Source organism: Kribbella antiqua, from assembly GCF_004345665.1.
Classification (GTDB): Bacteria; Actinomycetota; Actinomycetes; order Propionibacteriales; family Kribbellaceae; genus Kribbella; species Kribbella antiqua.
On the sequence record NZ_SLWR01000017.1, the window covers coordinates 75,011 to 101,167 of the forward strand.

The 26,157-nt window shown below is 68.6% G+C and carries 25 protein-coding genes and 1 pseudogene; 16 read left to right on the forward strand and 10 right to left on the reverse strand.

Annotated elements, in window-relative coordinates; all coding sequences use genetic code 11:
* Positions 1–12 precede the first annotated feature (12 nt).
* A complete protein-coding gene (locus EV646_RS35795; protein ID WP_132156716.1) occupies positions 13–1,260 on the forward strand; it encodes an ROK family transcriptional regulator in 1,248 nt (415 codons plus the stop codon).
* On the opposite strand, the gene EV646_RS35800 is transcribed toward EV646_RS35795, so the two are convergent.
* Positions 1,257–3,098, reverse strand: coding sequence for an ABC transporter ATP-binding protein (locus EV646_RS35800; protein ID WP_241996544.1), 1,842 nt, complete (start codon positions 3,096–3,098; stop codon positions 1,257–1,259). The two genes, EV646_RS35795 and EV646_RS35800, sit on opposite strands and share 4 nt — an antisense overlap.
* Positions 3,099–3,235: 137 nt before the next feature.
* Between EV646_RS35800 and EV646_RS35805 the strand changes: the two genes are divergently transcribed.
* Complete coding sequence (locus EV646_RS35805; protein ID WP_199237396.1) at positions 3,236–3,655, forward strand: MarR family winged helix-turn-helix transcriptional regulator; 420 nt, start codon at positions 3,236–3,238, stop codon at positions 3,653–3,655.
* A 60-nt stretch (positions 3,656–3,715) separates the two neighbouring features.
* A complete protein-coding gene (locus tag EV646_RS35810; RefSeq protein ID WP_132156720.1) occupies positions 3,716–4,210 on the forward strand; it encodes a hypothetical protein in 495 nt (164 codons plus the stop codon).
* 285 nt (positions 4,211–4,495) lie between these two features.
* Here the strand turns inward: EV646_RS35810 and EV646_RS35820 are convergent, their stop codons facing one another.
* Both EV646_RS35820 and EV646_RS35825 read right to left on the reverse strand, forming a co-directional pair.
* Positions 4,496–5,134, reverse strand: coding sequence for a response regulator transcription factor (locus tag EV646_RS35820; RefSeq protein ID WP_132156722.1), 639 nt, complete (start codon positions 5,132–5,134; stop codon positions 4,496–4,498).
* The gene (locus EV646_RS35825) at positions 5,122–7,074 is read right to left on the reverse strand and encodes a sensor histidine kinase (RefSeq protein ID WP_132156724.1); all 1,953 of its coding nucleotides are present in this window, start codon (positions 7,072–7,074) and stop codon (positions 5,122–5,124) included. Before EV646_RS35825 ends, EV646_RS35820 begins: the two co-directional genes overlap by 13 nt.
* Positions 7,075–7,237: 163 nt before the next feature.
* Between EV646_RS35825 and EV646_RS35830 the strand changes: the two genes are divergently transcribed.
* Positions 7,238–7,870: a hypothetical protein gene (locus EV646_RS35830; RefSeq protein ID WP_132156726.1), complete on the forward strand. Its 633-nt coding sequence runs from the start codon at positions 7,238–7,240 to the stop codon at positions 7,868–7,870.
* Positions 7,871–9,217: 1,347 nt separating this feature from the next.
* Here the strand turns inward: EV646_RS35830 and EV646_RS35835 are convergent.
* Together EV646_RS35835 and EV646_RS35840 are read right to left on the reverse strand one after the other, a co-directional pair.
* Positions 9,218–11,629 (reverse strand): DUF222 domain-containing protein, encoded by a 2,412-nt coding sequence (locus tag EV646_RS35835; RefSeq protein WP_132156728.1) that lies wholly within the window; start codon positions 11,627–11,629, stop codon positions 9,218–9,220.
* A 739-nt stretch (positions 11,630–12,368) separates the two neighbouring features.
* Positions 12,369–13,243: pseudogene (locus tag EV646_RS35840) on the reverse strand (2-dehydropantoate 2-reductase); the annotation flags it as partial.
* 95 nt (positions 13,244–13,338) lie between these two features.
* Between EV646_RS35840 and EV646_RS35845 the strand changes: the two are divergent.
* Genes EV646_RS35845 through EV646_RS35855 form a run of 3 tightly spaced genes read left to right on the forward strand, consistent with a single transcriptional unit; the run spans position 13,339 to position 15,434 of the window.
* Positions 13,339–13,860: a CGNR zinc finger domain-containing protein gene (locus EV646_RS35845; RefSeq protein WP_132156730.1), complete on the forward strand. Its 522-nt coding sequence runs from the start codon at positions 13,339–13,341 to the stop codon at positions 13,858–13,860.
* 54 nt (positions 13,861–13,914) lie between these two features.
* Positions 13,915–14,448, forward strand: a complete 534-nt coding sequence (locus tag EV646_RS35850) for a hypothetical protein (RefSeq protein ID WP_132156732.1) — start codon at positions 13,915–13,917, stop codon at positions 14,446–14,448.
* Positions 14,445–15,434 carry an alpha/beta hydrolase gene (locus EV646_RS35855; protein WP_132156734.1) on the forward strand — a complete coding sequence of 330 codons (990 nt, stop codon included), beginning with the start codon at positions 14,445–14,447 and terminating at the stop codon, positions 15,432–15,434. Before EV646_RS35850 ends, EV646_RS35855 begins: the two co-directional genes overlap by 4 nt.
* Here the strand turns inward: EV646_RS35855 and EV646_RS35860 are convergent.
* Positions 15,400–16,143 carry a hypothetical protein gene (locus tag EV646_RS35860; RefSeq protein WP_132156736.1) on the reverse strand — a complete coding sequence of 248 codons (744 nt, stop codon included), beginning with the start codon at positions 16,141–16,143 and terminating at the stop codon, positions 15,400–15,402. The two genes, EV646_RS35855 and EV646_RS35860, sit on opposite strands and share 35 nt — an antisense overlap.
* 145 nt (positions 16,144–16,288) lie before the next feature.
* Here EV646_RS35860 and EV646_RS35865 point away from each other — a divergent pair, with 145 nt between their 5' ends.
* Positions 16,289–16,999: a 2OG-Fe(II) oxygenase gene (locus tag EV646_RS35865; RefSeq protein WP_132156738.1), complete on the forward strand. Its 711-nt coding sequence runs from the start codon at positions 16,289–16,291 to the stop codon at positions 16,997–16,999.
* Positions 17,000–17,020: 21 nt separating this feature from the next.
* On the opposite strand, the gene EV646_RS35870 is transcribed toward EV646_RS35865, so the two are convergent.
* Positions 17,021–17,647, reverse strand: coding sequence for an SGNH/GDSL hydrolase family protein (locus EV646_RS35870; RefSeq protein ID WP_132156740.1), 627 nt, complete (start codon positions 17,645–17,647; stop codon positions 17,021–17,023).
* Between the two features lie 26 nt (positions 17,648–17,673).
* Here EV646_RS35870 and EV646_RS35875 point away from each other — a divergent pair, with 26 nt between their 5' ends.
* From EV646_RS35875 to EV646_RS35885, 3 genes are read left to right on the forward strand one after another with little or no spacing between them, the layout of a single operon-like run.
* Positions 17,674–18,114 carry a GNAT family N-acetyltransferase gene (locus tag EV646_RS35875; protein WP_132156742.1) on the forward strand — a complete coding sequence of 147 codons (441 nt, stop codon included), beginning with the start codon at positions 17,674–17,676 and terminating at the stop codon, positions 18,112–18,114.
* A gap of 13 nt (positions 18,115–18,127) precedes the next feature.
* Positions 18,128–18,988 (forward strand): LLM class flavin-dependent oxidoreductase, encoded by an 861-nt coding sequence (locus EV646_RS35880; RefSeq protein ID WP_132156744.1) that lies wholly within the window; start codon positions 18,128–18,130, stop codon positions 18,986–18,988.
* A gap of 12 nt (positions 18,989–19,000) precedes the next feature.
* Complete coding sequence (locus EV646_RS35885; protein ID WP_132156746.1) at positions 19,001–20,041, forward strand: formylglycine-generating enzyme family protein; 1,041 nt, start codon at positions 19,001–19,003, stop codon at positions 20,039–20,041.
* On the opposite strand, the gene EV646_RS35890 is transcribed toward EV646_RS35885, so the two are convergent.
* The gene (locus EV646_RS35890) at positions 19,931–21,157 is read right to left on the reverse strand and encodes an MFS transporter (protein ID WP_132156748.1); all 1,227 of its coding nucleotides are present in this window, start codon (positions 21,155–21,157) and stop codon (positions 19,931–19,933) included. The genes EV646_RS35885 and EV646_RS35890 overlap by 111 nt on opposite strands.
* Positions 21,154–21,633: a MarR family winged helix-turn-helix transcriptional regulator gene (locus tag EV646_RS35895; protein ID WP_199237400.1), complete on the reverse strand. Its 480-nt coding sequence runs from the start codon at positions 21,631–21,633 to the stop codon at positions 21,154–21,156. Before EV646_RS35895 ends, EV646_RS35890 begins: the two co-directional genes overlap by 4 nt.
* Before the next feature lie 157 nt (positions 21,634–21,790).
* On the opposite strand from EV646_RS35895, the gene EV646_RS35900 reads away from it, so the two are divergent.
* The 5 genes from EV646_RS35900 to EV646_RS35920 all read left to right on the forward strand — a co-directional run bounded on the left by EV646_RS35900 (position 21,791) and on the right by EV646_RS35920 (position 24,903).
* A complete protein-coding gene (locus EV646_RS35900) occupies positions 21,791–22,360 on the forward strand; it encodes a TetR/AcrR family transcriptional regulator (protein WP_132156750.1) in 570 nt (189 codons plus the stop codon).
* On the forward strand, positions 22,357–22,863 hold the full coding sequence (locus EV646_RS35905) for an SRPBCC domain-containing protein (RefSeq protein ID WP_132156752.1): 507 nt from the start codon (positions 22,357–22,359) through the stop codon (positions 22,861–22,863). Before EV646_RS35900 ends, EV646_RS35905 begins: the two co-directional genes overlap by 4 nt.
* 35 nt (positions 22,864–22,898) lie before the next feature.
* The gene (locus EV646_RS35910) at positions 22,899–23,294 is read left to right on the forward strand and encodes a VOC family protein (RefSeq protein ID WP_132156754.1); all 396 of its coding nucleotides are present in this window, start codon (positions 22,899–22,901) and stop codon (positions 23,292–23,294) included.
* 78 nt (positions 23,295–23,372) lie between these two features.
* Positions 23,373–24,344 carry an aldo/keto reductase gene (locus tag EV646_RS35915; protein ID WP_241996554.1) on the forward strand — a complete coding sequence of 324 codons (972 nt, stop codon included), beginning with the start codon at positions 23,373–23,375 and terminating at the stop codon, positions 24,342–24,344.
* A 55-nt stretch (positions 24,345–24,399) separates the two neighbouring features.
* On the forward strand, positions 24,400–24,903 hold the full coding sequence (locus tag EV646_RS35920) for a BON domain-containing protein (RefSeq protein ID WP_132156758.1): 504 nt from the start codon (positions 24,400–24,402) through the stop codon (positions 24,901–24,903).
* A gap of 180 nt (positions 24,904–25,083) precedes the next feature.
* On the opposite strand, the gene EV646_RS35925 is transcribed toward EV646_RS35920, so the two are convergent.
* Entirely contained in the window at positions 25,084–26,082 is a 999-nt protein-coding gene (locus EV646_RS35925) for a LacI family DNA-binding transcriptional regulator (RefSeq protein ID WP_132156760.1), read from the reverse strand.
* Positions 26,083–26,157: the final 75 nt, after the last annotated feature.

The following is a 26,157-nucleotide window of genomic DNA, read 5'->3' on the forward strand; positions in this document are numbered from 1 at the left end:
GGGGTCGAGAGATTGCCGCGGCAGACGTCCCGTGACCTGCGCAACGAGAGCCGGTTCGAGGTTCTCCATGCGCTGTTCACGCTTGGGCCCTCGACCCGGCAGGAGATCGCCAAACACACGGGACTGAGTACGGCGACCGTGGCCACCCTGGTAACGCAGTTCCTGGCCGAGGGTGTGCTGCGGATCGCGACCGTCGAGCAGAACACCGTCGGGCGCCCGTACGAGCGACTCACCATCGACCCGGACCGCGGCCGCATCCTCGGCATCGACGTGGCCGAGACGTACGTCGACGCCACTGTGTACGACGTCACCCTCGGCCCGCTCGGCCACGGTGAGGTCGCCCTCGACGAGCACGAGAACGACACCGAGTACGTCGTCAACGGCATTGTCCGGGCGATCGAGGCAGCGGTCGAGGCGAGCGGCACCGAGCGTGAACGCATCATCGGCGCCGGCGTCAGCATGCCCGGACAGGTCCGTCCGGACGCGGGCGTCTCGGTCTTCGCGCCGAACTGGGACTGGCACGACGTACGGATCGAGGAACTGCTCGAGCAACGCCTCGGGATCTCCGTGTACGTCGACAACCCGCTGAAGGCGGTCGCGCTGTCGGAGATGTGGTTCGGCGTCGGCCGGGTGACGAAGAGCATGGCCGTCGTCAACCTCGGCACCGGTGTCGGTGCGGGCATCGCGATCGACGGGACTCTGCTGCGCGGTTCCGCGAACAACGCCGGCGAGTGGGGTCACACGCTGCTCCAGCTCGACGGCCGGCAATGCCGCTGTGGTCGGCGCGGCTGTGTCGAGGCGTATCTCGGGGTGCACGGGCTCGAGATGTCGCTGGCCGAGATCGCGCCGAAGCACCCCGCGCTCCGCCAGCCCCTGCAACGCGGCTTCGTCGACGCGGTCGCCGAAGGTCTGGTTGCCGACGACCCAGCCTTGGTCGAGCTGGCTCGTCGTACGTCCCACTACCTCGCGGCGGCGCTGGGCGATCTGGTCAACCTGCTCAACATCCCGCACATCACCCTCACCGGCTGGACCACCGCGGCCCTTGCCGACTGGCTGATTCCCGCCGTACGCGAGGAGCTGCCCGACCACGTGCTACCCGGCTCGCTTCCGGGCCTGGCAGTCGAGGCCTCCCGAGTCCCGGGCAACCCGGTCGCCCTGGGAATGGCGGCGTTCACCCTGGAGCGATTCCTCGGCGACCTAGGCCTGGCCAGCCCCGCCAGCACCCCACCCCCACGCCGCCGCCTCCGCGCCCCGGCCTAGGCAGCCTTTTCGAATTGGGTGGTGTAGAGGTCGGCGTACAGGCCGCCTGCGGCTAGTAGTTGGTCGTGGGTGCCGCGTTCGCGGATGTAGCCCTCGTCGAGGACGAGGATCTGGTCGGCGTTGCGGACCGTCGACAAACGGTGGGCGATGACGAGCGACGTGCGGCCCTCGAGGGCGTTTGCCAGTGCCGCTTGTACGGCGGCCTCCGACTCGGAGTCCAGATGGGCGGTCGCCTCGTCGAGGATCACGATCGACGGCGACTTCAGCAGCAAGCGGGCGATCGCGAGGCGCTGGCGTTCGCCACCGGACAGGCGGTAGCCGCGGTCGCCGACCACGGTGTCGAGTCTGTCGGGCAGGCTCTCCACGAGTGCCGCGATCTGCGCTGCTTCGAGCGCCTCATGCAGGTCGGCCTCGGTGGCATCGGGGCGGGCCAGCAGCAGGTTGGACCGGATCGTGTCGTGGTACATGTGCGAGTCCTGGGTGACCACGCCGATGACGGATCGCAGTGAGCGCTGGGTGACTGCACGTACGTCCTCTCCCCCGACCAGTATGGCGCCGCCGGTCACGTCGTACATCCTGGAGACCAGGGACGCGAGTGTGGTCTTGCCTGCGCCGGACGGGCCGACGACGGCGATCAGCTGACCGGGCATCACGGTGAAGCTGACATCCTTCAGGACTTCTTCACCCGTCTCGGCCGACAGGGTCGCGACCGACTCCAGCGACGCGAGCGACACCTCCTGCGCCGACGGGTAGTGGAACGAGACGTGGTCGAATTCGATCGACGGCGCGACCGTTGCCGGCAGCTCCTTCGCGTCCTTGCGGTCGGCAACCATCGGCGGGAGGTCGAGAACTTCCAGCACCCGTTCGAAGCTGACCAGGGTCGTCATCACGTCGACCTGGATGTTGGACAGTGCGGTGAGCGGTCCGTAGAGGCGGTTCAGATAGGCGGTGAGGGCAACGACCGTGCCGATCCCGAGGGCTCCCTCGATCGCGTAGACGCCGCCGACGCCGTACACGAGAGCGACCGCGAGCGCGGCGACCATGGTGAGTGAGACCCGGAAGACGGCGGCGTACATCGCGGTGGTCACGCCGATGTCGCGGACCCGGGCGGCCTTGCCGGCGAAGTCCTGCGACGACTCCTGCGACCGCCCGAACACCTTGGCCAGTACGGCGCCCGCGACGTTGAACCGCTCGGTCATCGTCTGAGCCATCGTCGCGTTCAGCCGGTACGTCTCGGCCGTTGCCTCGCGCAACCGTCCGGCGATCAGCCGGGCCGGCAGGATGAACAGCGGCAGCAGGACCAGGGCGAGCAGCGTGATCTGCCACGACATCACGAACATCGCGCCGAGCACGAGGGCGACGCTGAGCAGGTTGCTGACCACGTTCGACAGCGTGGAGGTGAAGGCCTGCTGCGCGCCGAGGACGTCGCCGTTGAGGCGCTGGATCAGCGCACCGGTCTGGGTGCGGCTGAAGAACGCGACCGGCATCTGCTGGACGTGGTCGAAGACCGCCGTACGCAGGTCGAAGACGAGACCCTCGCCGATCCGCGCGGAGAACCAGCGCTCGGCCAGGGTGACCGCGCTGTTGACTACCGCCAGCATGGCGACGGCGAGTGACAGCCAGACCACCAGGTCGGTGCGACCGGGAACGATGCCGCGGTCGATGATCTCGCGGAACAAGAGCGGGGTGGCGGCGCCGGTGGCCGCGTCGATGGCGACCAGGAACAGGAAGACGGCAATGTAGCCGCGGTAGGGGACGGCGAACTTGAGGATGCGGCGCAAGGTGCCCGCGGTGAGTTTGTGATTGCGGACCGAGGTGTCTTTGAGCAGGGAACGCATCGCGCGACCCCCGCCACCACCACCTCCGCCGCCGAAGGCCATCGACATAGATGCCTTTCTTTGGAAAGGGCAGATATACTGAGGTTAGCTCACTATGAGCTAGACTCACAAGATCGTCAACCCACTAGGCTCTGCTCGTGCCCGCACCGGATGACACCGCTGAACAGATCGCGGCCCTGCTCGACGGCCTCGTCCGCCGTCAGCGCCGCGCGACCAAGGAAGGTCTCGACGTCACCCACGGGCAGCTGCGGATGCTGCGCACCCTGGACCACGCGGACCGCGCGCTCCGCCTCAGCGAACTCGCGAACCAGCTGGGCATCGTCCCCCGCTCGGCAACCTCGGTCGTCGACGACCTCGAAGCCGCCCGCCTGGTCGCCCGCAGCCCCGACCCCAACGACCGCCGCGCGACCCTCGTCACCCTCACCCCCGCCGGCACCGAGCTCCTCACCACCATCCGCCGCAACCGCCGTGACGCGATGGTCACCCTCATCGACCGCCTGTCCGCTGCGGAGAGAAGCGACCTCCTCCGCCTGCTGACTCGCCTGTCGGAGGACTAGTTACTGCCGCGCGAGGGCCGCGGGGTCCAATTCGACCGGCGGAGCTACTACGGTTCGGGGATGACGAAGTGGCTTTGGGGTGCGGTCGGGGCCTTTGTGGTGGCGTTCGGGGTGAGTGGGTTCTTTATTGTGCGGCTGCTCGGGGTGATCCCGGGCGCGCCGGCGCGGGTGGATCGTGGGCCGGTGCAGCTGGATGGGGTGGGGCTGACGATCTTCTCGACCACGCGAAATGCCGGTCAGACCTGTACGGCGAAGGACGCGAGCGGCGCGGAGATCGCGCTGAAGGAGCCGTCGCGGTCGGAGAAGTGGGACAGGGGCAGCGCCGTGTACTACGTCGTCGCGCACTCGGTGCACAAGGTCCCGGCGCAGACGGTCGAAGTCAGCTGCACCAACCAGGACGTCAAGTACTTCGTCGGCCGGCGACACACCGCTGAGGTGTTCGCGGTCCCCGCGCTCTCGGCGGTCGCATCCTTCACATTCTTCGTCGCTGTCGGCGCCCTGCTGATCGTCGTAGACCAGCGCCACCGCAGGCGGGCAACCCGGCCGGTCCAGTAACCCCGGCGGGACCCGTCCCTGGCTCAGGCTTTACGGTGTCGAACCAGTTGACCGGGTCGGGGCTGGTGCCGGCGACCAGGAAGATCCGCTTGTCGCGGTACCGCTCGAGGTTCTGCATCGGGTTGTCGGCAGTGACCCGGTTCTCATCCCAGAGCGGAGCGCCGTACACGGTTCCGCCATTCAGGTCGAGGGTGGCGGACGACGCGTTGGCCCAGTGCACGACCAGTCCGGAATCGCGGCGCAGGCTGGCCGGGCCGGAGATGTCCTGCGGGACCTCGGGATGAACTAGCGGGCCGCCGCGCTGAGATGGGTCAGTACGGCGAGGACGCGGCGGTGACCGTCCTCTGTTTCGGGCAGGTCCAGCTTGGTGAAGACGTGGCGGACGTGTGCCTCGACCGTGCGTTCGCTGAGGAACAGGCGCTTCGCGATCCCGTTGTTGGTCAGCCCTTCCGCCATCAGCTCGAGCACGTCCCGTTCCCGATCGGTCAGCGGGGCCAGCGGATCGCTGCGAGCCACCAATCCGGCCACCACTTGCGGATCCAGCGCCGACCCACCGCGCGCGACCCGCTCCGCCGCCGCCAGGAACTCGCTCACGTCGAGGACGCGGTCCTTCAGCAGGTAGCCGAACCCGCCGAGTGACACCAGCTCCACTACATGCTGAGTCTCGATGTGCTGTGACAGCAGCAGTACGCCGACCTCCGGATGCGCGCGCTTGACCGCCTGAGCCGCCCGAGCCCCTTCGTCGCTGAACGTCGGCGGCATCCGGATGTCCGCCACCACCAGATCGGGCCGGTACGACGTCACCGCCGCGAGCAACTCCTCCGCATCGCCCAGAGTCGCCACGACCTCATGCCCGCCGTCGACGAACAGCATCGCCAGCCCTTCGCGCAGCAGCACCTGGTCTTCAGCGATCACGATCCGCATGGCAGCTCCGCAGTGAGTGTCGTCCCTTTGCCAGGGGTGCTGTCGATGTGGAAGGTACCGCCCAGGGCAGCGACCCGGTCGGCGAGGCCGGTCAGTCCAGTGCCTTGAGCGGCATCGGCACCACCGGCGCCATCGTCCTTCACCGTGACCAGCAATCGTTGCTGATGACAACGGACAGCGAGGTCGACGCGGGTGGCGTTCGCATGCTTGACCGCGTTGGTGAGGCCTTCACAGCAGATGAAGTACGCCGCCGCCTCGACGCCCGGCTCGAACCTCTCACTCGGCACATCCACCGAGACCGGCAGCGGAGCCCGCCGGGCGAGATCATGGAACGCCGGAGCCAGGCCGGCGTCCAGCTGCGTCGGCGGAAGCCCGCGAGCAAGTTCGCGCAGCTCCCCTATCGCGACGCTGACCTCCGCGACCGCGCGATCCAGCGTCGATCCGACGGCATCCGCAGACGAGCCCAGTTGATGCTGAGCGTGCCGAAGCGCCAGTCCGATGGACACCAGGCGCTGCTGGGCGCCGTCGTGCAGATCTCGCTCGATCCGGCGGCGCTCGGCGTGGCCCGCGGCAACAATCCGGGCCCGGGACGCCTCGACCTCGCTCAGCTGCAGGCGTACCTCGGCGCGCAACCGCGCGATCTCGACCGCGAGCCCGCCCTCCTCGACCACGCGACGCAGCAGCTCGGGGCTGAATTCAGCTTTGCTGTTGTGCAGTACGACGCCGATCGGTTGAGCTCCCCGCTCGATCGCGATCCGGTGCCGGTCGTCGTCGTACCGTGGGTTCCCGGCCAGATCGACGTACCGCTGGCTCTCCGGGAGGAACATGAGCAGCTCGAGGTGCGGGTCGGCGAAGATGTCGCGGAGGACGGTCTGCACATCCTCCGGTGCGCGACGCCCGCCGCGGACGTCGTCGAGGAAGGCTGCCATCCGGCGCAAGGCGTCGTACCTGGATCTGTTGAAGCGGCGGTCGACGGCGTCCTGGATCCGGCGGCGCAGCGGGTGGAACAGGATCGCGCACACCACCGTGGCCGCCGCTGTGGCCCAGCCCGAGCTCCGGCCGAACAAGGTGCCGAGGGCAATGATCAGTACGACGTACGCCGCCGCCAGCGACACAGTCAGCGTGGCATAAGCGACCGTGCGGCTGATGAACAGGTCGATGTCGTAGAGCCGGTAGCGCAGGATCGCCGCACCCGCCGCCAGCGGCAGGCCGGAGAGCGCGACGGCGGCGAGGACGCCGGCCACCGGGGTCACGTACCAGAGCGCGAAGCTCATCGGGAGAGCCACTCCGGCGACGCAGGCCGCGAGTACGAACCACTTGAGCTGCTGGCGTTCCAGGCCGCTCGTGTTGCGGAACCGGACAGCGAGAGAGAGTACGGCGGCGATCAGCGAGCCGAGGAACAGCGGCATCCCGACGGCGAGCAGGAGACCGGTCGGTAGCGACTCGACCGCCCACGGATTGCGACCGCCGACGAAGTCGCGACCGCGATCCGGGCTCAGGGACCAGGCGGCCGTACCGAGCACCAGGCCGGCCGCGCCGGTCCATGGCACCAGCCGCCATCGCGGGCCGGGCAGGCGGCCGGTCGGGAAGAGCAGGAACGTCAGCGTCCAGCCGTAGCCGCTGGTCAGCCAACTGGACGAGCTGATCCATTCAGCGAGCGGGCCGCCCGGCCAGCCCTCGGTTGCGGCCCGGAGTCCCCAGCCTTGAAGGAGATCTGAGGTGACCGTGTTGAGCAGGCCGAAGCCGCAGAAGAGCCAGCCGATCGGGTTCTCCGGCCGACGCTGCGCGATCACCGCGCCGGCGCCGACAGTGGTCAGGCCGAAGACGGCGTACAGGAGGGTGTCGTACGTCGGCTCCAGGCGCCACGACAGGACGACCGCGGCGATTTCCACGACCACGGTCGCTCCGAACAGCACTACCGGCAAAGCCCGTCGGCCCACGCGCCCATCGTGACAGCGCGCGACGGTCGCGGCCAACAGTGCTGGCACTTACGGCGGTCCGCGCGTACTCGCTGATCCAGGTCTCGTACTGGCGCCGATGCGCTGGGCTGTGCCGATTTCTAGCGTCGATGGCATCAGCTTTCCACTGAAGGGCGGGACCATCATGAACAACCTTTCCATCCGCCGGCTCGCCGTGGCCGGACTCGTCGGCGCTGTCGCGACCGTCGCGTCGGGCATCCTCATCGAGGCGGTCGTCAAGCCGGCCTCCGACGTGTCCGACGACATGTGGAGCTACCCGTGGAGCAGCGACGCACTGACGCCGGTGTCCATCGTGTTCGCCGGTCTCCACCTCCTCGTCCTCCTCGGCATGCTCGCCTTCGCCGGCACTATCCGGCGCGGTCGGGTCGGCGCGATGCTGGCGGTGGTGGGAACGTTTGTCCTCTTCCTCGCGGAGTTCGCGACCATCCCGTTCGCCGACCAGCGGATGGATGAGACTGGCCCCCAGGTGGTCGGCAGCGTGTTCGGCCTCGGCGTCAGCCTCACCGCAATTGGCCTCCTCATCGCCGGCGTCGCCGTACTGCGATCAACTGAATGGCACGGCTGGCGGCGGTACGCGCCGCTCGCTGCGGGGGTGTGGTCGCTGGCCATGATCGGCCTGAGCTTCACCAGCGCGTTGCCGGTCGGCGTCGCGATCTACGGCGCGACTCTCGCCGTGCTGTACTTCGCCATCTACACGCTGCCAAGCCACTCAACCACCACCCGCCCAGACCGCCTCCGCGCCCGAATCGAGCACTGAGCGAGGGGTGGACAGGACTATCCGCTCGAACGTGCGCCGCACGTTCGGGTGGATCCTCCTGCCCGGTGCTCTGATGCGCGTCGTGCGGTGCATTCGCCCCTCGCCCCTCGCCCGTCGGCCCGATGCCGGGCTGGTCGATCGCCACCCTCGCCGAGTCCTCAACCATCGGTCCCCGCGAAACCTGGATCGCCATCTACTTCTGGCTCTTCCAGCCAGTCCTGACCCTCGCCGCCCCATCACCGACCGCTCAGTCCCCGACCGGAACCTGTCAGCAGCGTCCTCCGACGCCAACGCGAACTCATCTGACTTCGGCGCGTTTGATTGATCGCGACCCGCGCCGCCGCCTCGGTGCTAGTGGTCGCCAAGCTTGGCGTTCGTACTCCTTCTTCCAGTACGACGCCAACGCCGCAGCCTTCAGCACTACCGCCGTCCTCGTCCGAGCCCGGTCGCCAACGTCACACCCTGCCCAATCCCGTTCGGCTGGCTGTTCAAGCCGAGGCCGATCGCTCCGCGGGCGCCCGCTTCAGGACAGGACTCAACACCCGACCCCCGAGCTCAACGCCCCACCCTCAAGCTCAGGCCGCCTTCAGCAAGCGCCTCACCGTGCCGACGCGAAGCCACCACCTGATGGGCTATCTCATCGACGCCCACGCCATCGCCATCCGAGGTTGCTTCTAGCAACTACGAGACGTCGGTATGCAACCTGCGGGCAGCGACACTGACGTGCGCCAGAGTCGGACGCGCAGCCCAGGGCGAGGCAACATACGAGCTGCAATGGGAGACACCTCGCTGGGCGGACGTGTGCCCTCACCCAAGCACATGCACGCTCCAGCGAGGCAGTCACGCAAACTACAACGAGGCCGCGGCAAGCGAGTCATCCAGCCGCAGCCTGCACTCGTCGAGCAACACCATCGCCGCCGGGAACGCAAGCAACGAAGGCGGAACCGCGTGCTGCGCCAAGACGAAACACGTGCTGCGGCGAGGCGGAAAGGCAGGCAACAACAAGACCGAAACACGTCCTGCGGCAAGACGGAACGCAGGCAACAACAAGACCGAAACACGTCCTGCGGCAAGACGGAACGCAGGCAACAACAAGACCGAAACACGTCCTGCGGCAAGACGTGGAGAACCGTTCTCTAGAACGGCGGCGGATCGTCGGCAGGCGCTCGGCGCGGGCTCACCGTCGACCCGCTGGCGGTGTGACGGACGTTGCCCGCGGAGTTGGGCTGGCCGTTGACGCCGAGACCGATCGGTCCGCGAGCGGCCGATTCAGGACAGGGCTCGACGCCCGCGCCGGTGCCGGTGTTGATGCCGTTGATGCCGAGGCCACTGGCCGTGGCGCTGTGCCTATCGCTGTGGCTGTGGGTGGTGATGGGGCCGCGGGCGGGTGGGACGGTGGTGTGGCGGTGGCCGGTGGGGGTGGTGAGGGTGATGGAGCCGTCGGGGTGGCTGGTGGTGGTCCAGCCCCAGGTGGGGGTGTCTTTGATGACGTGGTGGTATTCGCAGTACGGCGCCAGTCCGGTGAGGGTGGGTGGTGCCGGTTTGGGTGAAGGGGGTGGTGTGGTCGCGGTCGCAGTCGCGGGAGGTGCGGTTGCAGCCGGGCCAGGCGCAGACCGGGTGGCGGGCGAGCAGGGTTTCGGTGACGAGGGTGCCGGGGTCGTGGCGGGTGGTGGCGGCTTCCAGCACGATGCCGTTGACCGGGTCAGTGAGCAGCCGCCGCCAGGTCCCGTCTGCGGCGATGCGGCGGGCCAGGTCTGCGGGGATGGGGCCGTAGCCGGTCAACTCGGCGGGGTCGTTGTCGAGGCCGAGCAGGGTCGAGGCGGGCACAACGACCTCGATGTGGGGGCGGCGGCGATGCTGGTCGGGCAGGCGCCGGCCGAGCCAGTCCAGCCCGTTGCGCAGGATGTGCTCGAACAGATCCGCAGCCACGTCGGCGCGGCGTTGTTCGGCGGTCCGGGTGTCCTTGGCCGGTTCCGTGGAGGTGTCGGTGTGGGCCTGTTCGGCGGTGCGGGGTTGCTCGGTGGGGTGGGCGTTGGTCGGTGCACCACGGCCCGGGGTGAGTGTGGTGGCGGTGGTCGGTGCGTTGTTGTGCGCGGTGTGTGATCCCGGTTCGTCGGGTGCGGGCCGGGTGGTCGGGCCGGTGTCTGTCGGCGGGGTGGCTGATGCGGTAGATGTTGCCGGGTTCGCGGTGCTCGTTGCGGCCGCCCGGTCCTTGGGTGTCGCGGGAGTCGGCCTCGCGGTGTCAGTGGGGGTCGGCTCGGTGGCGCCCACCGTGTGGGCGTCGGCCGAAGTGTCGTCGGCAGTGTCCTCCGCGGAAGTGACTGACTCTGCGGCGCTGGTGGTGTCGCCGGTGGGTGAACTGGTGGTGGTGTCGCCGGTGGTGGGGCGGCCAGTGGTGTTCGTGTTGGCGGCGGGCTGCCCCGCGGCGGGCGCGTTCGTGGCGGCGCTTGTTGCAGACTCGTTGCTGGCAGCGTCGTTGCTGGCAGCGCCGTTGGTCGGGGCGTCGCTGGTCGGGTGGGTGGGGGTGCCGCGTTTGGCGAGGGTGGCGATGGCTTGGATGGTGACCCAGATCTGCTGGATTTTGTCGGCGGTGTGGACGATCCACAGCCCGGCCATGCCGTTCGGGAGGGGCACGATTTTGCAGGTGCGGTCGGCGACGGCGGCGCGGTGGTCAGCGGCGTCCTCGCGGACGCGGTGTTTGGCGACCTGGCGGCGCAGGGATTCGAGCAGGTTGCGGTGGGTCTGGGTCGCGGCGCGTTTCAGCACATGGGCCTCGACGGCCTGGGCGGCCTCATCGGGCAGGTTGGTGGTGGCCTCGGAGATCGCCAGGGCCTTGCCCCAGGTCAGCGCGCCGCACTTCAGCCCGGTGTGGGTGGCGCGCAGGGTGCTGGTGAGGCGCAGCGCGGTGGTGACGTGGCGGGCGACGGTGGTGGGGGACAGGCCGAGAGCGAGGGCGAGCTCAGCGTGCCAGGACCGTTCGGGGTCGATCGGGCGGCCCCGGGTGTCGACCTGGGTGGGACGCGGGGCTTCGGCGTGTTCGGCGTGGCGGTGCCGGTAGAACGACGCCATCGCCTCGGCCTTGATCGATTCGGCCCAGGCGACCATCCGGGTGGTGGCCTTCATCAGCTCCATCAACGCCATCGGCGACATCGCTCGCGGACGGGTGTCTTCCAGCGCGGCCGCGAGGGCGCCGCCGGGCGGCAGCGACAGCCAGGCCGGGGCGTCCAGGGCCAGCAGGGCGCGTTCGGCCTCGTCCTGCTCGACACCGTGCCATTCCTGCCACTCGAAGTCGTCGACGCGCGAGGACCGGGTGCGGCCGAGGGCCTCGTCGAGTTGGGCGTCCAGCCACTCCTGCTCGGTCAGCACCGGCGGGCCGCCGGGGATCTCGGGGTCGGTGGGGTAGTGCAGGTCGTCGGGGACGTAATCGTCGTCTACCAGCCAGGCGTCGTCCGGTGCGGCGGAATCCCAGGCCTTCCAGGTATTCCGGGCAGCGCAGTGGGCGCAGCAGGCTGCACGGTCGGAGATCGACGGCGTGGTGGTGTCGCGGACTGATGCAGACGACGTGACCGTCGCGGTGGACGGGACCGTGTCGACGCGTGCGAGGGGCGGCGATGTGGCGCCGGCGGCAAGGCTGGAGGTGGCGGCGGCAAGACCGGCGGTGGCGGTGTTTTCGCGGCGGGAGACGGGCGTGGCAGGCCTGGCCGTGTCGGCGGGGACCGGATGGTCGCCGTCGGCCTTGGTGATCGTCAGCCCTCTCATGCAGCTATATTAGAACAAGTGTTCGAGCGAGCCAAATCCTCGGAGTGAGGTTGTGGATGGTGGGATCCGTTGCAGTGCTGGCCATTTGTAGGTCGCCGTTGCTGGCGGCAACTATATGAAGGAGGCGAGGACGGCGTCACCGTACGAAACCGGCCAGCTTCGGACCTGGTGGCCGGTGGCATCCGGGCGTGACGGAGCTGACGGCGAAGCAGGTTCACGAGCGGATTCTGCTGGTTGGAGCGACGGTCGGGCTCGCATTCTCGGGGACGCTGCCCTGGTGGGAGACAGGCACCCGCGTCGACAGCGGATGGCGGCAGATAGACGGTGGCAACTCGGGCTGGATGAGCGGCTGGGAGCGGCTCATTCTGGTGGCAGGCGGCATCGTGATGCCGGCACTTGTAGCGGCGGCGATCTGCCGACCATACGTAAATCTCGACAGGCTTCGCTACCGCGATCGGGCTCGTCGCGGGGCTCTTCACGTCGGGGCTGTTCATCCTGGCCCTGGTCGGCGAGACGTCGCTGACGATGGATGCTCACCGCGGGCTGATCGTGTCGGGTGTCTTGTCCGGGGCCTTGAGCGCGCTCTGGATCTCTCATGCGACGACCTGTGGCCTAAGCCAGACAGGGCCGGCGCGGACGATGAGGGGGCGGCATGAGTGAGCAATTGCTGGTTTCGGTTCCGCTTGAGAACCAGGCGAGCGCGCAGAGTGCTCCCGCGGCGGGTGAGCGGCCCGTCGATTCATAGGTCTCCGGTTCGGGTGGCGGCGAGTTCGTAGAGGACGGTGTTGACAGGGGTGGGGACTCCGGCTTGCGCGCCTAGGCGTACGACGGCGCCGGTCCAGGCGTCGAGTTCGTTGGGCGGCGGGCGAGGAGGTCGCGTTGGAGGGACGTGGTGCCGTCGGCGGGGAGCTGGTCGATCCAGGCGAGGGTTGTCTCGACGATGTTGCCGGGAAGGTTGATGCCGAGAGCGAGGGCGACGTCGCGGATCTCGGTGGTGGCTTCGGTGAGCAGGCGGCGGGTGCCGGGGCTGGCGCGCAGGACGCCGTACGGCGAATCGGTCGCGGTGCCGAGGCCGCCGGACGGGACGATGGCGAGGAACTTGGACCAGAGGGCGGCCCAGATGTCCGCCGCGACCACCGCGTCCAGGCCTGCGTCGATGAATGCCGTGCGCAACCAGTCGATCCGGGGAGTCGGCTCGTTGTCCCATTCGGCGAAGGTCAGCCGGCCGGGCCCGCCGAGATGCCGGATGATGCCGGGACCGTCGACGTAAGCGATCACCGCGGCCGCGCCGGGCAGCACCGCCGCCCGGCCGTAGACGGCGGCGACCTGATCGGGAGCTTCGACGCCGTTCTGGACGGTGACGATCGCCGTACCTGAACCGACCAGCGGCGCGATCGCGGTAATTGCGTCCGGCAACTGCCAGGTCTTCACGCAGAGCAGCACGTAGTCGACTTCGCCGACCTCGGCGCAGTCGCCAAAAGCATGCACCGGTACGTCGAAGTCACCCACCACGCTCCGCACCACCAAGCCACCGGACTGCAGCGCGTCCAGGTGTTTGCCGCGTGCAATGAAGTTGACGTCCTGCCCGGCGGCGGCGAGCCGGCCACCGAAGTACCCACCGACGCCGCGCTCCGACCACTGCGATCCGTGTCATGACCTCACTCTTTCGTTACCGGTTCAACTGGTAACAGCGATGGTAGACTATCGTCATGAAATTCACCTGGGTCGGTGGCCGCCCGTCCGTCGACTTCACCGCCACCGTGGGCAAGCGCCGACTGGACGAAGAGTTCGAACGGCTGCCCGGACCCAAAGACCTGGCCCGCTGGTTCCGCGAAGCCAAGCTGTCGACCGTGGCCGTCTCGCGCCGCGACTACACGCAAGCGCTCGAGCTCCGCGAAGCCCTCTACCGCCTCTTCACCGGTACGACGCTCAGACCCGACCTGGAGCTGGTGAACCGGTGGAGCGCCCGCCCGCTCCCCGGCCCAAAACTGACAGCGACCTTAAAGCTCGAGTACCCGAGGACGGATGCCGACGGCGTGCTGTCGCTCCTCGCCCGCGACGCCGTCGACTTGCTGGCTGGCCCGCTGGCCGGCCGCATCCGCACCTGCGCGAGTGACGACTGCTCGCTCCTCTTCGTCGACGAGAGCCGGGCCGGCCGGCGCCGCTGGTGCTCGATGAACACCTGCGGCGCCCGCTCGAAGATGAAGCAGTACCGCACGTCGATGGATTGAAGGTTTTGCTCAATCCAAGCGTCACCCTGCGGCCGCGATGATTCGCTTAGAGGCATGCGTACACCGACTACTTCCCCGGCTGAGGCCGCTCAACTACTGCGGGCCGATCATCAACTGCTGCGGGACCGGATCGATGGACTGACCGAGGCCGAACTGCGAGCGCCGTACCGTGTGGAAGCCGGCATCCTCGGCCACTTCTGCGACTCGTTGCACGACCTGACCGCGCACATCCTGATGTGGGACGAGATCACCTTGGCCGTACTGCGGGACGCCGCGGCCGGGCGGCTGCACTGGAGCCTCGACCCGCGCTGGGAGACGCCGGACGCGGGCAGCGCCCTCAACGTGGGCGGCGTGGAAGCCGGCCGCCACATCCCATCCGGGCTCCTCCTGCACCGCTTCCACAACGTGACCGAGGCCATCGTCGCCGAGATCGAGCAGTACGACGAGACGTCCTGGAACGACGCGTCCACCGGCGGCCCGTACGACGGCAGCATCGGGGCACTGGCCGAGTACGCCGCCACCCCGCCCGACGGCAACCTGTTCGCGCACGCGGCCCGTCACCTCAACCCCGCGAAGATTTCCGCATGAACACCATCGACCTCCCCGGCTTCAAGCACGAGACCGACGCACTCCTCGCACACTTCGCCGCTCAACCCGAGGGGCCCGACCTCGGCCCGTATCAAGCGCTCCTGCTCGACCGGAAAGAGCTGCCCGATCCCGAGCTGGCCGGCGAATGCAATCCACAGACTCGCCAGGAAGACCTGACGATCCCCCTCCCCGGCCGCTCTCTCCAAGCACGCCTCTACCGGCCGCACACCGAGGAGCCCCGACCGATCGTGCTCTGGTTGCACGGCGGTGGGTTCATCGGCGGCGATCTGCGCGACATCGAGTACGCCGCATCAGGGATAGCCGCCGGAGGCAACGTGATCGTTGTCTCGCTCAACTACCGCCTGGCGCCCGAAAACCCTTATCCAGCAGGGCTTCACGACGTACGGGACACGCTCGAATGGTTGCGGACGGCAAAGCTAGGTGGCGACGGGACGATCGTCGTGGGCGGACAGAGTGCGGGCGCAGCGCTAGCTGCTGGAGCCTGTCTGCTCGCGCGGGACGAGGGGCGGCCACTCCCCGATCGGCAGATCCTCTGCTATCCCTGCCTCGATCTGGACCAGGACACCGAGTCGTACCGGCTCTTCGACGGCACCTTCCTCAGCATTGCTCCCGGCCGCTGGTCGTCGAGGCAGTACTTCCCCGAAGGCGAGCTCCCGGCAGCCGCCGTACCACTGCGGGCCGAGAGTCTCAAAGGTCTCCCGCCCGCGCTCATCCTCGCCGCCGGTCGCGACCCGCTCCGCGACGACGCCCGCAACTACGCGGCGCGTCTGGAGGAAGCGCGGCTCGTCGAGTACGCCCACACCATGCACGCCTTCCTCAACTTCCCCGCGGTCCTGTCCGCCGCCCGGCACGCGATCGACCTCATCGCAGCCGAACTGCTCAGTGCACCCCGCTCATCGGGCGGCGGATGGGCGGTGCGACCGGCACGTCTCAGTCCGGCTCTCCGTGGTTTGTCCGGGGTGTGAAGAACTTGGAAGGATCCCCCGCGGCTCGCGGGCCCGAGTCGAGCCACTCGGCGAACGCCTTGGGATCGCGCCGCTCCAGCTCGTCGAGGACCGCCGTACGACGGGCGGCCACCTCGAGCCGCTGCGCGTCCGTCGTACAGTGCTCCAGCTCGGTGAAACTTCGCCGCCAGGCCAGGCACAGCTCTTCCTCGCTGAGCTCGGTCAGGACGACCGGTGCGGGTGGCGGCGAGACCTCAGGTTCCGGGCTGGCCGGCTCGGGCTCGACGCGCTTCCGGCGTCTCCGCTTCTGCTTGGGCGGCTCGGCTTCGACCACGATCGTCTCGACCGGCCTGGGTTCGGCCGGCGCCGCGGCCGGATCCGCCAGGTTCGGATACAGCCACCGGATCGCGGGTGGCGAGGTCGCACCGATCAGCAGGAGCAGGGCCAAGGTGGCCGTCCCGGTCGCGGTCGCGTACCCGCAGATCGCCACCACGACGAACCCGGCCCGGACAGCCCACCGGACCACCGACCGGACCAGCTCGGGCGCTTGCCGCTCCTGGGCCAGCCCCACACTCAGCTGGACCGAACCAACCATGATCCCGCCCATCAGGAACGCGACCACGATGCTCGACAGGCCGACGAACAGGAACGCGGCAAGAACACCGACCGTGGTCAGCACCACCACGGCCGATCGCCACGCCACTCGATAGCGGGCCCCGTTGTCCACCATATTCATCCAGTTGCCGAGCCGGCGCCCTCTCAAACCACTGCCGACGATCCCAGGATGCACCCGCGCGCCCCGGCGGAGAAGACCCTCACACCTCCGGCCCCCGGGCCGTTCCATGACTTGAGGACGACTGGAGAGGACTGCTCTGATGGACAGGTTCGCCAACCGCGTCGCGAAGGCCGACTGGCAGGCGGTGGCTGCCGAGGTCGACGACTACGGATGCGCGCTGCTACCCCAGCTGCTGACCCCCACCGAGGCCGCCAAAATCGCCGGGCTGTACGACGACGACGAGCGCTTCCGGGCGACCATCAACATGGCCAGGCACCGGTTCGGGGAGGGTGAGTACCGGTACTTCGGCGAGCCGTTCCCGGAGGCCGTTCAGTCGCTGCGGCAGGCGCTGTACCCGCGGTTGTTGCCGATAGCACGGGATTGGTACGCCCGGCTCGGTCGGGAAGCCGAGTGGCCCGACACGCTGGACGAGTGGCTGGAGATCTGCCACCGGGCCGGCCAGACTCGACCGACCCCGATCCTGTTGCGGTATGGACCAGGTGACTGGAATGCACTCCACCGGGACCTGTACGGCGACAAGGTCTTCCCGCTGCAGGTCGTCATCAACCTCAACGACCCCGGAGTGGATCACACCGGCGGGGAGTTCCTCCTGGTGGAACAACGGCCGCGGGCACAATCTCGCGGTACGGCGACGCTGATCCCCCACGGCCACGGACTCGTGTTCACCACCCGGGACCGCCCGGTGAAATCCGCCCGCGGCTGGTCGGCCTCGCCCGTCCGGCATGGCGTCTCCGCAATCCGCAGCGGACAGCGTCACACCCTCGGACTCGTCTTCCACGACGCCAAGTAGCTCGCGCTACTGATGGGCGGTCTACTCGGCGGCCGTTAGGTCCCAGGCAGCTTGACGGAGAAGGGCGGCGGTGTCCGCATCGAGGCCCTTCACCGGTACGTCGATCCCGACCGGATCCTGCTCGAGTAGCGCCATGAGGAACACGCACGCCGCGAGATAACTGCCGGCCAGCGCCGGGTGGCTGTTGTCGCTGTCGTGCAGAACGGGTTCGTCGTACTGCTTGATGAACCGCTCCCAGATCACGCCGACCGGCACGAGCGTCGCGCCTAGCTCAGCCGCGCTACCGGCGTACGCCGAAGTCAGCGCCTGCTGCGTCTCGGGAGCATTCCGTCGCGCCCATGTCATATACAAAGCGGTCCGCAGGCCCGCCGCCTTGATTGCGGCGTCGAAGTCGCGCGCGCTCTCGCGGAACCGATCCGGGCTCTTGATCGGCAGCGTGCTCTGCTCCTGCAGTACGACGACGTCGAAGCCGCCGGTGGCGATCGCCTCGAGCGCCTTCCCGGCGTTGAGATGTTGCCGCAGCGACGCGCCACCAGCCTGGATCAACCGGTGCTCGAGGTCGATCCCCCGCGCACCCGCCAGCCCGGTCAGCAGGCCGGGCAGATTGTTCCGGGCCGTGAAGCTGTTTCCCACGAAGAGAATCCGCACCCCACGGACGCTACTAGACTTCCCGGGTGAGTGACCTTCGGATCGTGCCGGTCAGCGATGACGCGACCCTGCTGGACTGGCAGCGAGTACACAACGAGATCATCCCGACCGCGCCCCTGTCCGTCGACGAGATCCGCGAGCGGGCCCGACACCACGTCCTCGAAGTCGCCTACGCCGGTGACGTCCTGGTCGGCTGCTCGACCGTCCGCCCACCCTCGGACGAGACCCCCGCGGCGACCGTGATCGCGCGCGTACTGCCTGAGCACCGCCGCCAAGGATTCGGTACGGCGATCTACCGCCGCAGCCTGGCCCGCGGTCGCGAACTCAGCACCGACGGCATCGACACCCACATCCTCGCCAGCAACGAGGACGGCCTCCGCTTCGCCAAGTCCCACGGCTTCACCGAGGTCGAAACCTACCTGCTCCCCGGCGACACCATCCCCTTCATCCACCTCCACCTGTCTTAGGGAGGATCCCAGCGTGCGCTTCTCCGTCAATATTCCGAACTTCGGGGACTTCGCCGACGCTCACACGGTCACGCGGGTGGCGGCAGTGGCCGAGGAGGCCGGCTGGGACGGGCTGTTCGTCTGGGACCATGTCGTCCACAGCAAGGTGCAGCGGCAGGGCCAGCCGTTTGGTGATCCATGGATGCTGCTGACCGCGGCCGCCCTGGCGACGTCGCGGCTCAAGCTCGGCACGCTCGTCACCCCGGTCGCGCGACGTCGGCCGGAGCAGCTCGCCCGGCAGGTCGCGACGTTGGATGCACTCAGTGGCGGCCGGGTGATCTTCAGCGCCGGGCTCGGTGGCCCGATCCAGGACGAGTTCGGCAGCTTCGGCGATTCCACCGACCCGAAGGTCCTCGCGGAACGCCTGGACGAAGGGCTCGACCTGCTCCCTCGCTATTGGTCGGGTGAGCCGGTGAACCACGAGGGCCGGCATTACCGGGTCGACGACGTGACGTTGCTCCCGGCAACGGTTCAGCAGCCGCGCCCGCCGGTCTGGATCGCCGGCTACTGGCCGCGCAAGACCCCGATGCGCCGCGCCGCCCGCTGGGACGGCGCCGTACCGCTGTTCCTGGACGCCAACCACGGCGTCGCGCCACCCGTCGACGAACTCCGCGACCTGATCGCCTACCTGCGCGAGTTGCGCGGTGACGATGAACGCCCGTACGACGTCATCGTCGGCGGCATGAGCGATCCCAAGAACGCCGCAGCGCTGATCGAGCCGCTGGCCGAAGCCGGCGCCACCTGGTGGGACGAACGCCAACTCATCACCGGCGACGATTTCTACCGTCTGGATCCGGTCCTGCGCCGCATCGAACAAGGCCCGCCGGCGCTTTGAGATCCTAGGAGCATGAGTGACGAGCAACCGTCCTGCTGCGCACCTGCGCGGGGGGTGACCTCCGCTCCCCCGGCCGCGCCGACCTCCAGGGGCCGGCACGAGGTGGAGCAGGTCGCGCTCGCCGGCGGTGAGTTCGCGATGGGTGACGGCACCGGGGACGGCAACCCTGGTGACGGGGAGACGCCGATCCACCAGGTGCGGGTCGCGCCGTTCAGCATCGACGCGACCTCGATCACCAACCGCGACTTCGGGAGGTTCGTCGACGACACCGGTTATCGGACCGAAGCGGAGATCTTCGGGTTCTCGGCCGTCTTCCACCTCGCGCTGCAGGCGAAGCCGGACGACGTGATGGGTCCGGCCGCGAGTACGCCGTGGTGGGCCGGCGTCCGCGGAGCAGACTGGCGGCACCCCGGTGGGCGGTTGTCCGATCTCGATGGGCTCGACGACCATCCCGTCGTACATGTGAGCTGGAACGACGCGGTTGCTTACTGCACGTGGGCTGGGCGGCGGTTGCCGACCGAAGCCGAGTGGGAGTTCGCGTCCCGCGGCGGTATCGAAGGCGCGCGCTATCCGTGGGGTGACGAGCTGCTCGGTGATGACGGTGAGTGGCGCTGCAACATCTGGCAGGGATCGTTCCCGGACCGGAACGACGTGGAGGACGGCTACCTGAACACCGCGCCCGTGCGGACCTTCAAGCCGAACGGATTCGGCTTGTGGCAGACGGTCGGCAATGTGTGGGAGTGGTGCGGGGACTGGTTCGGGCCGCGGTACTACAAGTTCTCGCCGGACGAAGACCCGCGCGGCCCGTCACTCGGCGCGGCCCGCGTGATGCGTGGCGGCTCGTATCTCTGCCACGACTCCTACTGCAACCGCTACCGCAACGCCGCCCGCTCCTCCAACACGCCCGAATCCTCCATGGGCAACGCCGGCTTCCGCACGGTCTCAGACCTTCTCGCGTACGACGGTGGCGCGCAGGCCGGGGGTGGTAGCGGCAACGGTGGCGACCGCGGCCACGCAGAGGAAGGCGCCGCTCGCCAGGGCGATCAGGGCTGAGGATGCCTGCGCGACCAGGCCGCCGCGGAGGTTGCCGAGGTCGGGACCGGCCTGACCGACGATCTGTTCGGCAGCGGCAACGCGGCCGAGGAGCTCGTTCGGCGTGTGCAACTGGATGATCGTGCTGCGGGAGACGACCGAGACGGTGTCGGCGGCCCCGGCCACGGCGAGGAACGCCAGTGCGACCCACGGGTTGGGTGAGAACGCGAACAAAGCAAGGGCAATCCCCCACCCCGCCGACCCGGCAAGCATCACCACACCGGGCCGCCCGAGTCGCGTGAACGACCCGGACAGTACGGACGCCGCAACCCCGCCGACGGCGATCGCGGTCAGGAACAACCCCAGCGTCCGCGGATCGTTGCCGAACCGCTCGGCGTTGATGACCGGGAACAGGCTGATCGGCATCGACAACACCGTCGCCGCGAGATCAGTGATCAACGCGCCCCGCACCACAGGCGTCGAGACCACGAAGGCCAATCCGTCCTGCACTCCTCGCAGACCCGGCCGGGCGACCGCCTCGACTCGCATGGCCGGCAGACCGAGTACGCCGTACAGGGCGGCAAGGAAGCTCAGGCAATCGACGAGGTAGCAGACGCCGGCGCCCCAGGCGCTGACGATCAGACCGCCGGCAACCGGGCCGATCAGCATCGCGCCCTGGAATGCGATCCGGTTGAGCGCGATCCCGCCGGCAAGGAGTTCACGTGGCAACAACTGCGGGAGGACCGTCCGGGCCACTGGCCCGCCGACCGCGCCGAAGGAGGCCTGTACGGCGACAAGTCCGAGGAGGACGCCGACGGGGACCGGACCGACGATCAGCTGGCCGGCCATCAGGGCCGAGGTGAGCAGCTGCCCAGTGACGGTGATCAGATAGACCCGGCGCCGCTCGACCCGGTCGATGACGGCTCCGGCGAACAGGCCGAGGACGATCAACGGCAGCGCCTGGGCCATCCCCACCGCGCCGGTCCAGGCCGGGCTCGACGTTTGATCCCAGACCTGGAACATCACCGCGACGAAGGCCAACTGGCCGCCGAACGCCGACAACAACTGCCCGGCCCAGAGCCTTCTGAAGACCCTGGAGACGCGCAACGGCTCCAGGTCGATCAGCGCGTGCTTCACTTCTGGTGGCCTTCGAGCTTCTCGGCGATGCGGTCGTGGAAGCTCTTCCGGGCCAGGGCCTCCTCGACATCCCGGACGACCTGGGTCATCGCGTACGGGAGCTCGGCCTCGAGCTCGGTGATCGCGGCCTCGGTCGCACGCCACTCGGCGGCCAGCAACTCGACGATGCCCTTCGCCTTGGCGGTCAGCGCGACCTTCTTGCTCCGGGCATCGGCTCCCGGCACAGTCCGCACCAGGCCGGCCGCCCGCATCGCCGACACCTTCTGACTCAGCGCCGAGTGGGTCCGTCCCACTGATTCCGCCAGCTCGGTGATCGTCATCGGCCCCTTGGCGTGCAGCCGCAGCAACTCCATCACGAAGCTCGGCTTGAGCCCTTTGATCTCCCGCTCGGTGTAGATGCCGGCGATATCGGCATCCATCCGCGCCAGCAAGTGATGCAGGCCCCGCCACTGACTCTGCTCGGTCGGATCGTCCATGACCGCATCATAACAGCACTTATATAAGTCCTGTCGGATCCGCGCCGCTTCACGTACATGTCAGCGATGAAACACCTGATTCGCTACCGCAGTTGCGTAAATCGATCGCCCGGCCTAGAGTTCTTTTCGACACCGCTGTAGCGAAAAGAGGATGGCGATGGCTGGGCGAGGGCGGCCGCGGGATGCCGGGGTGGAGGGACGCGTGCTGGAGGCCGCCATGGCCGAGATGCGGCTGCGCGGGTACGACGGGATGGCCGTCGACCGCGTCGCCGAGCGGGCCGGCGTGGCAAAGACGACGCTCTACCGGCGCTGGCCGACCAAAGCCGAGCTGGTGATCGCGATGATCGCCCAGCTGCGTTCCGCCGTACCGTTCGAGCCGAGCGGTGACTCGCGGCGGGATCTCTCCGAGCTCGTATCCGCCGTCGCGTCAACGCTGACCGCCGTACCGAGGACATTGATCGCCGATCTGGCCGCGGCGGCTGCGCGCGAGCCGAGGGTCGGCGAGAGCGTTCGGGCGCTGTGGGGCGAGCGGCATGCGGCGGCCGTCGCGGTCCTGGCGAAGGCGCAGGAGGACGGACTCGTCGCGGCCGGCACCTCCCCCGTCGTACTGGTCGATCAGCTCGTCGGGCCCTTGTACTACCGGCTCCTCATCACCGGGGAGCCGATCACTTCCGCCTATGTCGGGGAGCTGGTCGACAGCGCCCTCGGCCCTTTGGAGCAGTCATGAAGAAGTTTTTGGTTGCCCTCGGCACCATCGTCGTCCTGTTCGCCGGGTACGCCGTCTACACGATCGCCCGGCCGTTCGTCCTGCACACCGAGCTCGAGATCGACGCGAGACCGGAGCAGGTATGGAAGGTGCTCGCAGACCGGCAGGCGTACCCGGAGTGGAACCCATTCATCATCTCCTCGACCGGGGAGCTGACAGTTGGCAATACCATCACCAACGTCTTGCGCGACACCGACGGCAAGGAGACCACGTTCAGCCCTGAGCTGCTGGCCGTCGTACCGAACAAGGAACTCCGCTGGATCGGCAAGGTCGCCTTCGGCGGCGTCTTCGACGGCGAACATGCCTTCCGCCTGGAGGCTCTCCCCGACGGCCGCACCCGGCTCATCCAGGAGGAGACCTTCCGCGGCGTCGCCGTGCCCTTCACCCACTCCATGCTCATGAAAACCATCAAGCCCCAGTTCATCGCCATGAACCAAGCCGTCGCCACCCGCGCCACCCGCTGACCCAACCTGTCGGTGGGTTGCAGGAGGCTGGTCGTATGAGTGGACTTCTGCGGAAGGTTGATGCGGTGACGGTCCGGGTTCCGGATCTGGACAGCGGGCTGGAGTTCTACCGGGATCGGCTCGGGCACGAGGTGGTGTGGCGAAGCGACACGATCGGGCAGGCCGGCTTGCGATTGCCGGACAGCGACACCGAGATCGTCCTGTCGACCGAACTCGAGTACGCGCCGAGCTGGTTGGTGAACTTCGCCGACGAGGCCGCCGAGGAGATCGAGCGCGCCGGCGGGCGGGTGATCGAGCAGCCGTTCGAGATCCCGGTCGGGCGGTGCGCCGTGGTCGAGGATCCGTTCGGGAACACGCTGGTGCTGCTGGATCTGTCCAAGGGGCTCTACATCACCGACGACCAAGGCCGGGTGACCGGCGTCGAGCGTTGATGTTCGCTGTGCATCAAAACTAAGAAAAAGATGCATTGGACGGATCAACCTCACGATGGTTGAGTCAGCCGTATGGATATGCGCACGTTGGGACGAGTTGATATCGAGGTCAGCCCGGTCGGGTTCGGATGCTGGGCGATCGGTGGGCCGTTCGCCCATCCCACCAGGGAGCCGCTGGGCTGGGGTGAGGTGGACGACGAAGAGTCGATCCGGGCGGTACGGCGAGCCGTCGAGCTCGGCGTGACCTTCTTCGACACCGCGGATGTGTACGGCGCCGGGCACAGCGAACGGGTGCTGGGGCAAGCACTGGCCGGAATCCGCGACCAGGTGGTGATCGCCACCAAGTGGGGCAACACCTTCGACGAGTCGACCCGGACCATGTACGACAAGGACAGCTCGGTCGAATACGTGCACAAGGCCGTACGGGCGTCCCTCGACCGGCTCGGCACCGACTACATCGATCTCTATCAGCTGCACTTCGACACCACCGCGGACGTCGCGCTGCCGTTGCGCGAGGCCTGCGAGGATCTCGTCCGCGAAGGGCTGATCCGCAGCTACGCGTGGAGCACCGACACCCCGAGCAGCGCGGAACTGTTCTCCGAGGGCGAGCACTGCGCGGCGGTCCAGCACGAGTTGAGCGTGCTGCACGACGCTCCCGAGATGCTCGAACTGTGCGAACGCGCCGACCTCGCGAGCATCAACCGGACCCCGCTGGGCATGGGCATCCTGGGCCGGCGCGACACGACGAGGCCGGCGACCGGTGCCGACATCCGGACCCTGCCGCCGTCGTGGCTGCGGTTCTTCGACAAGGGCGGCGTACCGGCGCCGGAGTGGTGGGACAAGGTGTCGGCGATCCGCGACGTACTGCAGAGCGACGGCCGGACGCTGGCGCAAGGCGCGCTGGCGTGGATCTGGGCGCGCAGCCCGCGGACCGTGCCGATCCCCGGCTTCCGGACCGTCGCCCAGGCCGAGGAGAACGCGGCCGCGATGGCGCACGGCCCGCTCAGTGCGGAGCAGATGGCGGAAATCGCGAAACTGCTCGACGACTGAGCCTCAGCCCATTGGGTACCGCGTGGGTGAGCGATCGTCGAGAGGATGAGGGCACATGCGAGTACTCAAGGGAGCCGGGCTCGCCGTTGCCGGCGTAGGAGCCGGCATGCTGACCGAGTACCTGCTGGATCCGGACCGAGGGCGGGCACGACGCGCCCGGCTGCGCGACAAGACGATGCACACGGCGCACGAATTGAACGACGGGCTCGGGGGCATGTCGCACAACATGTCGAACCGCGGGCGCGGAATGGCGATGGCCGCGCGCTACCGGCTCACCGGGCGCTGGGCGGACGACGCCGTACTGCATGACCGGGTGCGTGCTGAGCTCGGGCGGTGTGTGAGTCATCCGCACGCGATCCAGGTGCGGGTGGAGGGCCGGACCGTGACGCTGGTCGGCGACGTACTGGCGGACGAGGAGAAGACGGCCCGGCACGCGATCAAGCGGATTCCCGGCGTGAAGTTCATGGACGTCCAGTGGACGGTGCATGAGGAAGCCGGCGACGTCCCGACCCTGCAGGGCAAGCGGCGGATGCGTACGCCGCAGCACGCGGACAGCTGACAACAAGACCAGCTCGGCGCTCTCGTCCAACCAAAGGCGGCGGCGCCGAGCTGACCCACGCCTGACCGGCCGGACAGTCCCGGAAAGACCAGGCCGAGGTCTTGCCGGAGGCGAGGTTTATCGATATACCTCTGACCAACAGCCCAGCCCCCGGGGAGTTCGTCGATGAGGTGCGTACCGTCAGCCGGCCCGCTTTGTCGTGCCGCGTTCGACCACGCGCGCAGGCACGATCAGCTCCGTGGGCTTGTCGGCCTGGCCACCGGCGACCTGGGCGATCAGCAGCGAGGTGATGGCGTCGGCCATCTCCTCGTGGCCTGGGTTCACGCTGGACAGCGACGGGACCAGGTACTGCGCCTCGTCGATGTCGTCGAAGCCGACCACCTGGACGTCGTCCGGCACCTTGAGCCCGGCGTCGGCCAGGGCCCGGAGTGCGCCCATCGCGACCACATCCGTGAGCGCGAACACCCCGTCGAAGGCGATCTTCCGGTCCAGCAGCGACTGGATCGCATCGTACCCGTCCTGGAGCCCGAAGCTCGTCCGGACGGTGAGCGCGGGATCCACCGGTACGCCGGCCTCCTCGTGCGCGAGCGTGTAGCCCTCGGCCCGCAGTGCCGGCATGGTCGCCGCGGTGTCGGGATTGCCGCCGAGCATGGCGATGCGCCGGGCACCGACGGCGAGCAGGTGCGCGGTCGCCTGCCGGGCGCCGCCGACGTTGTCCATCATCACGTGGTCGAACCGCGACGGCAGCGCCCGCTCGCCGATCATCACCACCGGTGCGTCGGTGCGGAGCTGGTTCAGCTCGGCCGGGTCGATGTCGACCACGCTCAGGATCAGGCCGTCGTACATCCGCAGGCGGGAGAACGCGACCGCGTCCAGCTCGCCCTCGCGGCCGCCGCCGGTGCGCTCCATCACGATCCGCAGCCCGTGCGCCTCGAACCGGTCGGCCAGCCGGGCGGCGAGTTGCGCGAAGTACGGGCGTTCCAGTTCCGGTACGGCGAGTCCGACCACGCCGGTCCGGCCGGCGCGCAGGTGCCGGGCGGCCAGGTTCACCTGGTAGCCGAGCTCGTTGATCGCCGCCAGTACCCGTTCCCGGGTCGCCGCGCCAACCCGCGGACGCCCGTTGATCACGTTCGACACGGTCATCGTGGACACCCCCGCGGACCGCGCCACATCCGCCATCGTCACCACGGTGGACGCTCGTCTATTGCTATCCCCGCCCCACCGCCCCGGTCGCTTCATAGCCCCAACCTAAAG